Source organism: Actinosynnema sp. (assembly GCF_052038725.1).
Genome location: NZ_JBQGCX010000441.1, coordinates 1 through 3748, shown reverse-complemented (window position 1 = coordinate 3748; position 3748 = coordinate 1). Strand labels below are relative to the sequence as shown.

3 protein-coding genes are annotated in these 3748 nt (G+C 75.8%); all 3 read right to left on the bottom strand.

Annotated elements, in window-relative coordinates; all coding sequences use genetic code 11:
• A partial coding sequence (locus tag ACTUAL_RS08940; protein ID WP_440899923.1) for a glycosyltransferase occupies positions 1-884 on the bottom strand: 884 nt, incomplete at its 3' end.
• Positions 885-1019: 135 nt separating this feature from the next.
• Entirely contained in the window at positions 1020-2198 is a 1179-nt protein-coding gene (locus tag ACTUAL_RS08935) for an acyl-CoA dehydrogenase family protein (protein ID WP_440899922.1), read from the bottom strand.
• A gap of 210 nt (positions 2199-2408) precedes the next feature.
• Positions 2409-3641: an epoxide hydrolase family protein gene (locus ACTUAL_RS08930; protein ID WP_440899921.1), complete on the bottom strand. Its 1233-nt coding sequence runs from the start codon at positions 3639-3641 to the stop codon at positions 2409-2411.
• Between the last annotated feature and the right edge of the window lie 107 nt (positions 3642-3748).

Sequence of the window (3748 nt, the reverse complement as noted above, 5' to 3'; positions counted from 1 at the left end):
CGGGCGCCGCGCACGGTGCGGGCGCCCGGCGCGAGCCGCGAGCCGATGGCGAGGTCGCAGTGGCCGACGGCGAGCGGGGCCACGAGCGGGACCAGCGCGTCCAGCCCGGTGGACAGGTCGACGTCCATGTAGACGACCACGCCCGCGCTGCTCCCGGTCCACGCGGTGCGCACGGCGTTGCCCTTGCCGCGCCGGTCGAGGGACACGACGCGCACCCTCGGCCAGTGCCCGGCGAGGTCCTGGGCGACGCGGCGGGTGGTGTCGGTGCTGGCGTTGTCGACGATGGTGATGGTCCAGTCGAACGGCAGCCGCCGGGTGCAGTAGTCGTGCAGGGTGGCGACGCAGCCGGGGAGGGCGCGCTCCTCGTTGAAGACCGGGATGACCAGGTCGACGGTGACCGTCGACAGCGGGTGCGGGGCGGGTCTCGGGCGGCCGGGGTGGGGCGTGGTGGCGAGCGGTTCGGCGGGCCGGAGGAGGGCGTCGGGCAGGAGCGCGTCGGGCAGGGGGTCGTCGGGCAGCAGGTCCTCCGGGAGCAGCACCTCGGTCAGCGCCACGTCCGGCGGGAGCGGCGCGAGCGGGAGTGGCGCGGGCAGGAGCGCGTCGGGCAGCAGGTCCCCCGGCAGCAGGGCGTCCGGGAGCACCACGCCGGGGAGCACCGCGGTGGGCGCTAAGTCGTCGGGCAGCAGGTCGTCGGGCAGCACCGCGTCGAGCAGCGCCGGGATCGCGGGCGCGGCGCCGAGCAGCACCGGGTCGGCGAGCGCGGCGCCGCCGATCAGCGCCGCGCCGGGCAGGGCGCCGACCGGGATCGCGCGGGACGGGCCGTCGGGGGGTGGTTCGGGCGGCTCGTCCTGGGGGGACCGCTGCGCGGGCACGTGGCCATCCATCGTCAACTCCTCGCGTGGCCCCCGTGCACGACCGTACGGCCGCGCGCGGGGAGCGGGCTTCTTCCGGATTGCTCGGTTCTTCACGTGGCGCGGCGGGAGCCCCGCCCCCGCGGGTGGCGGGGGCGGGGTGGGCGGTCAGAGGAACTGGGTGTTGGGCTCCAGGCCGCACACGACGCGGCCGTACAGCTCCAGGTTGGTGTCCGGGTGGGCGAAGGCGTGCAGGCTGGAGGTCTGGCTGTCGCGGGCGATCCGCTGGATCGGCACGGTGGTCAGCGTGGACGAGGCCCCGCTGGCGTTGGCCAGGATGTCGACCGCCTCCTTGGCCCGCTGCACCCCCACGCCCAGGTCGAGCCGGGCCTCCACGCGCTCGCGCACCGACCAGGGCGCGCCGGTCTTGGCGTCGACCCGCGCGGCGACCCGGTGCACGTGGAAGGCGGACTCGTCGATGCGGGCCCGCGCGTCGGCGAGCTGCACGTGGGTGAGCGGGGCGTGCGACTGGCGCTCGTAGTCGGTGTAGGTGATCGAGCGGGTGGGCAGCCGCTCCAGGAACGCCGCCCACGCCGCGCGGGAGAGGCCGTGCGCGGTCGCGCTGGTCACCGCGCACGCCCACGGCAGGAACGGCACGTTCCACAGCCGCGACGCCGCGTTGGTCTCGGAGCGGTGCGCGCCCTCCCGCATCACCGGCATCATCGGCAGCACGCGGGCGTCCGGGACGAACACGTCCTTCGCGGTGGTGGTGACGCTGCCGGTGCCGCGCAGGCCGGACGAGTGCCAGTCGTCGACGACCTCCAGCTCGGACATCGGCACCAGCACCAGCACCGGCTCGGGCTCCCCGCCCTCGGCCACCCGCACGGCGGCGTGCGCGTTCCAGCCGCTCTGCCTGGCCCCGGTGTTGAAGCTCCAGCTGCCGTTGAGCACGATCCCGCCGGAGGTGGGCACGCCGACGCCGTGCGGGGCGAACGTGCCGCAGATCCGGGTGTCGCCGGAGGCGATGACCTCGTCCTGCACCTCGTCCGGGAACAGGCCCGCGAGCCAGGTGCTGATGTTCCAGACGGTGGCGACCCAGCTGGCCGCGCCGTCGCCGAGCGCGATCTCGGCCAGCACGTCGACCAGGGTGGTGGTGTCGCACTCGTGGCCGCCGTAGCGGGCGGGCAGGGTGAGCTTGAGCAGCCCGGCGTCGGCGAGCGCGTCGATCGCGTCGGGGTGCAGGTCGCGGTTCTCCTCCTGCCAGATCGCGTGCTTGGCCAGCGCGGGGGCCAGTTCCGCGGCCCGGCCGACCAGCTCGTCCCGCGAGGGTGCAGCGGTGTTGTTCATCAGTGGCTCCGTGGGGTCCGCCGGTCCGCCGCTCGCGCGGGACCGGGCGCTTGCCGGAAGGGGGTGCCCGGCGACGGCCGGGGCCGCCCCGCGCGTGCTGCGGCCGGGGGCGGTGGGACAAGCCGATCGTGGCACGGCGCGGCGGCCGGGGACGTCTTCCTGGTTGCCCTGCTCGACGCGGGTTCCCCTTGCGCGGCAGGGTTTTCCGGGTCAGCGCCTGCGCAGCGTCCTGGTGAACGCGCGGATGTCGCCCACGTACAGCTCGGGCACCTCCAGCGCCGGGAAGTGGCCGCCGCGGTCGAACTCCGACCAGTGCGAGACGGTGGGCAGGACCGCGTCGGCGAAGCGGCGCAGCGGCAGGTTCACGTCGTGCGCGAACACCGCGACCCCGGCCGGGCAGGACAGCTCCCACGGGCCGCCCAGCAGGTGCGAGTTGCGGTTGCTGCCGCCGAGCGCCTCGTGGTAGAGGGCGCCGGAGGAGGCCGCGGTGGCGGTGAACCAGTACAGGGAGGCGTTGGCCAGCATCAGGTCCCGGTCGATCACCTCCTCGGGGGTGGTCCGCGCGCCGCTCCAGTCCCGGTACTTCTCCACGATCCACGCCAGCTGCCCCACCGGGGAGTCGCTCAGGGCGTAGGCGACGGTGTGCGGTCTGGTGACCAGCAGCCGGAAGTGGCAGGAGCCGTCCTCGCCGTAGTGGCCCAGCAGCTCCAGCCTGGCCGCCTCGTCCTCGGTCAGGTCGTCGAGCGCGCCGGGCCGCTGCGGCGGCAGGGTGAGGAGGGTGTTCACGTGCACGCCCGCCACGTTCTCCGGGTCGTGCACGGCCAGCTCGGCGGCGATCACCATGCCCCAGTCGCCGCCCTGCACCACGTAGTCGTGGTACCCGAGCCCGGCCATCAGCGCGGCGAACGCCCGCGCGACGCGGCGGTGGTCCCAGCCCGGTTCGGGGGTGGGGCCGGAGAAGCCGAAGCCGGGCAGGGTCGGGATGACCAGGTGGAAGGCGTCGGCGGGGTCGCCGCCGTGCGCGGCGGGGTCGGTGAGCGGGCCGACGACGTCCAGGAACTCCACGTAGGAGCCGGGCCAGCCGTGCACGAGCAGCAGCGGGGTGGCGGTGGGCTCGGGCGAGCGGACGTGCGCGTAGTGCACGTTCGCGCCGTCCAGGGTGGTGGTGAACTGCGGCAGCTCGTTGAGCCTGGCCTCGACGGCCCGCCAGTCGAACCGGGTGCGCCAGTGCTCGGCCAGCTCCGCGAGGTAGTCCGGCGGGACGCCCCGCGACCAGTCGGCGGCGGGCGGCGTGGCGGGCCAGCGGGTGCGGGCCAGGCGGTCGCGCAGGTCGTCCAGGTCGGCCTGGGGGACCGCCGCGTGGAACGGGGTGGCGCGGAAGGTCTCGACGTCGAGCGGTCCGGCGTGGGTGGTGCGCCGGGTGGTCGGGCTGCGGGTCTCCACGGTGTCGCCTCTCGTCCGGGCGCCCACGGGGTGGCGGGGGCGCGCGGGTGCGCCGGGCGCGGCAGTGCGACCGGCGGGGTCGGGCGGCGGGGTTCGGGTGCGGTGGC

Bases quoted from the DNA above. Each gene is read 5' to 3' on its own strand.
- ACTUAL_RS08935 (WP_440899922.1), bottom strand. From the start codon at position 2,198: ATGAACAACACCGCTGCACCCTCGCGGGACGAGCTGGTCGGCCGGGCC.